Here is a 3,902-nt window from a genome sequence, read left to right as displayed (position 1 = left end):
CGACACAAACCGGGATGACGAATGATTGGCTGAAAAGCCAGGGCTTGATATCCGTCCGCGCGCTTTGGATGCGTGCCCACGGCTATACCTGATGTCATCGTGTGCTCCACTTTTGTGAACCGCCTAGTGCGGACCCGCATGCTAGGTGGTGTGGGGGCCGGGGGCCAAACGCCCCTGGCTACCCGATTTCGTTGCTGATGTGCCGTAATGCCCTGGCCCGGCTGAAAGGAAGTGCAAATCCGGAGGAGGCTTCCCCGGATCTGGCTGCGCTGCATCCGGGCTACTTCTACTGCTTGTACCAGGGGATTGCCGATGGCCGTCGCGGTCCGAATAGAAGGCGTGGTGAAGCGGTACGGGCGCACCGCCGTGTTGAACGGGGTGGACCTTACCATCGATCAAGGGGAGTCGGTGGGGCTCGTGGGCGTCAACGGGGCCGGCAAGACCACCCTCATCAAGGCGCTCTTGAACCTCTGCGACATCGAGCGGGGCTCGATCGACCTCTTCGGCGTGAGCCATTTGAAACCCGAGGCGCGCGGACGGTTCGGCTTCCTCCCCGAGAAGTTCCTGCCACATTATTTTGCGACGGGCAAGGAGTACCTACGCTTCATGGCCCGACTGCACGGCCGTCCCGTCGAAACACCCGCGATCCGGGAGGTATCGGCCCACGTTGGACCTCGAGGAACGCGCTCTGTCGAAACCGGTCCGCGAGCTGTCGAAGGGCATGGCCCAGAAGCTCGGGCTCGCGACCCTGCTCCTCTGCGACAAGGACCTCTTCATCCTCGATGAGCCGATGAGCGGCCTCGACCCCAGGGCCCGCGCCTCCCTCCGGCGCCACCTGGCCACGCGCCGGGCGGCAGGCGGCACCTTGCTCTTCACCAGTCACCTGCTCGCCGATGTCGCGGATCTGTGTGACCGCATGCTCGTGCTGCACCCGGGTCAGGTGCTCTTCACGGGGCGCCCGGAGGCGTTCTGTGAGCAGTACGGCGGCGCGACGCTGGAGGACGCGTACATCGAGGCCTGGCCCGCGTCGAGGCGCCGCCGGCCTTGACCGGGCGGTAGGCTGCTGAAACAGCACTCCGCCAGGGACGCGATCCGGGGATGAGCGGCCATATGCAGCAAGTCCGCGTCCAATGCTGGGTCTCGTTCCCCCGCTGGCTAACGAGGCTTCGCCTCAGACCGACGAGAATGTATGTCGTGGGCTCGACCGATGCTGACAGGGCGGAAAAGGTATCATCCAGCAGACGAGCGAGCTCACGTAACGCCGCCAGCGCAATGCCGGGGTCGGTGAGCAGACGGAGGTTGGCGGCCTCTGGGCGGGCCATCCAGACGACGAGGCAAGTAGTAGCTCCGTGCGGTAGCGCAACCCGATAGCTCAGCTTACCGCGGTAACGCGTCTTGCCGGGTATGCCTGCGCGCTGTCCCGCGCACGGGTGATACGCATAGTGGATGGGTGACTTCCCAGCCATGGGAATGGGCAGTCTACGGTCAATGGACCCTCCATAGATCGCTCCTAAGATAGATCTCCCGCCAATGGCGCAGCAGCACCACGATGACGGCGGCTACGGGTAATCCGAGCAGTACGCCGACGAAACCAAATAGCTGACCGCCCGCGAGCACGGCAAAAATGACGGCGACTGGATGCAATCCTATACGCTCACCGACCAACCATGGCGATAAGACGAAACCCTGTATCAGCTCGGCGCTAACGAACACCGCCGCGACATACGCCAGATAGATCGGATCCTGAAACTGGACTATCACGGCGAGTCCGGCGACGGTGATCCCGACAACAAAACCGAGGTACGGGACGAAGCTCACCAGCCCAGCCACCACCCCAATGGAAAACGCCAGGTTCAGGCCGACTAGCCACAAACCGATGGTGTAGATAATCGCTAGCGCCAGCATCACCATGAGCTGGCCCCGCAGGAATCCGGCCAGCACCTCATCGCATTCTCCGACCAGCTTCACAACGACGGGTTCATAACGGCGCGGCAGTAAGTGGCGAACGTGCGCGACCAGCAAGTCCCAGTCGCGGAGCAAATAAAACGTCACCACAGGGACCAACACGGCATCGAGCAACCACGCCAGCAGAACCTGGCCTGAGATCGTGACCCGCCTAATCACTTCGGTCATGGTACCGGCCAGCTCCTGCCAATGTCCCACCACCACTCTCCTTACCGCTTCCGAGTCGAAAGACGAATCGTTAAAGAACGGCGAAGCCAGCAACTTAGGCAAAAGCCGCTGCTGCGCCCATTCAATCGCGAGTGGTAGATTGGAAATCAGTGTCTGCAGTTGTTGCTCGAGGATAGGCACCAGGAAAACGATCAGCAGGAGACCCGACAAAGTCAGCGTGGCGAAAACGGTAACGACCGAGAGCGTACGGGATATTTTCAGCGCTTCTAGACGGTCCACCAAGGGATCGCCCAAGTACGCGAGAAACGCGGCCACCACGAAAGGCGTCAGCACGGGGCTGAGTAGATACAGGAGCCAGCCAAGCGCGAATACGCCAACCACCAAAAGCCAGCGCTGCGAGTCACTCATCTTGATGAGCTCCTCACCGAGCACGTCATTCTCATCTTGAGGCCTATCCACGGGGTGCGCTTGGGACGGCCTAAAAAGATCGTGTAGTGACCAGTTCTTGAACATTGTGGTAGCTGTGAGGACCCGACCGGCGCCTACGGTAAAAAGCATAGGTATTTTACACGCCTATGTGATCATGACCAACCATGTCCATCTGCTGGTGGACGCCCCACAGGCCACTGGCGCTTGCCAAGCTCATGCAATCTATTGGACGGCACTATGTGCGATACGTCAATGACCGCTATAGGCGCAGTGGGACCCTGTGGGAGGGCGTTACAAGGACAGTCTGGATCCCGAGCACTATCTCTTCGGGTATTATCGCTATCGAGATCAACCCGGTGCGTGCCGGGATCGGACCCCGCGGACTATCGCTGGTCGAGCTATCGGCCAAACGCTCTCGGCGGAGGATGCGGTGGTGACCGAGCACGCCGAGTACACTGCCTTGGGAGGCTCGCTGGCCACGCGTTGTGACGCGTACGGGCCGCTGTTTCGCGTGGACTTGAGATGATGAGGTGTTGGGTGAGATCCGTGATAGCCTCAACCAGTGTCGAGCGCTGGGATTGGAACTGGTTGATGGGCAGGAGTTGGCCGTAGCCGTTGCACAGCGCCCAACCCCTGGGCGCATACACGAACGACATGTTCTTGATCTCTGATAAAAATGGTTCGGCCATCTTCTGTTTCTCCAATCTGGCTCAGGGCGTCGCGCACGTGGTATTCGTATAGTTCACGTCGGTCCCGCTATTGACCTTTACGTCGGATCGGTCGGCGACGGGTCGAGATCGGTGCCGGCCACGAAGTTGGCGACGTTGGCCGCGTCCGTACTCGAACCGGTGAAGCCCGGGATCTGGAACGCGTTAATGATTGACCTCTGACCTCAGTGGTGGACGATCCGTTCCCGGCGAAAAGCCAGATCCCGGCGAACTCCGAGGTTCCTCCCGAGATTATGGCGTTGTTGCGGATCGTCAGGTCCGACCAGCCGGCTCCATTGTTGCGCGCGCCGCCCGGGTGTTACCGGTCAGGTGAAGCTGAGCGTCTGGCTGGACTCGTTGGTTGGTCCCAGAGACCCCGGTGGCCCAATGATCCACCGTTTGCGCCCCGGCGCCCTCCAGCGCCACCTGGTTCGGGCCGGCGCTGAAGGCCGGCGCGTCGTTCACGGGGTCTAATCGTGAGCGCCACCGTCGCGAGCCTGGAATCGTTGCTGCCGTCGTTCGCGTGGTAGGGGAAGCTGCTACCCTCAAAGAAGTTCGGGCTAGGTGCCGGTCCGTCCGTTGGTTCGGCCACGGCGTCCGTGGGCCGGCCGCGGCCGCGACGCGGCCCGAGAC

At 61.6% G+C, this 3,902-nt stretch carries 3 protein-coding genes and 2 pseudogenes; 3 read left to right on the top strand and 2 right to left on the bottom strand.

The genetic code is table 11. The annotated features are described in order from the left end of the window. Positions 1–312: 312 nt before the first annotated feature. Positions 313–733 (top strand): annotated as a pseudogene (locus M3461_11505) (ATP-binding cassette domain-containing protein). Then, positions 722–1,048 (top strand): hypothetical protein, encoded by a 327-nt coding sequence (locus tag M3461_11500; GenBank protein MDQ3774932.1) that lies wholly within the window; start codon positions 722–724, stop codon positions 1,046–1,048. Before M3461_11505 ends, M3461_11500 begins: the two are co-directional and overlap by 12 nt. 437 nt (positions 1,049–1,485) lie before the next feature. Here M3461_11500 and M3461_11495 read toward each other — a convergent pair whose 3' ends face one another. Continuing rightward, positions 1,486–2,541, bottom strand: coding sequence for an AI-2E family transporter (locus M3461_11495; GenBank protein ID MDQ3774931.1), 1,056 nt, complete (start codon positions 2,539–2,541; stop codon positions 1,486–1,488). Positions 2,542–2,842: 301 nt separating this feature from the next. Between M3461_11495 and M3461_11490 the strand changes: the two genes are divergently transcribed. Further along, positions 2,843–3,088 carry a hypothetical protein gene (locus M3461_11490; protein MDQ3774930.1) on the top strand — a complete coding sequence of 82 codons (246 nt, stop codon included), beginning with the start codon at positions 2,843–2,845 and terminating at the stop codon, positions 3,086–3,088. Positions 3,089–3,137: 49 nt separating this feature from the next. Here the strand turns inward: M3461_11490 and M3461_11485 are convergent. After that, positions 3,138–3,251 (bottom strand): annotated as a pseudogene (locus M3461_11485) (phage tail protein). Positions 3,252–3,902 lie beyond the last annotated feature (651 nt).

It is taken from the genome of Pseudomonadota bacterium, assembly GCA_030860485.1.
Taxonomy (GTDB): domain Bacteria; phylum Pseudomonadota; class Gammaproteobacteria; order JACCXJ01; family JACCXJ01; genus JACCXJ01.
Note: the sequence above shows the minus strand (reverse complement) of the source record. Positions and strands in the feature narration are given on the sequence as shown.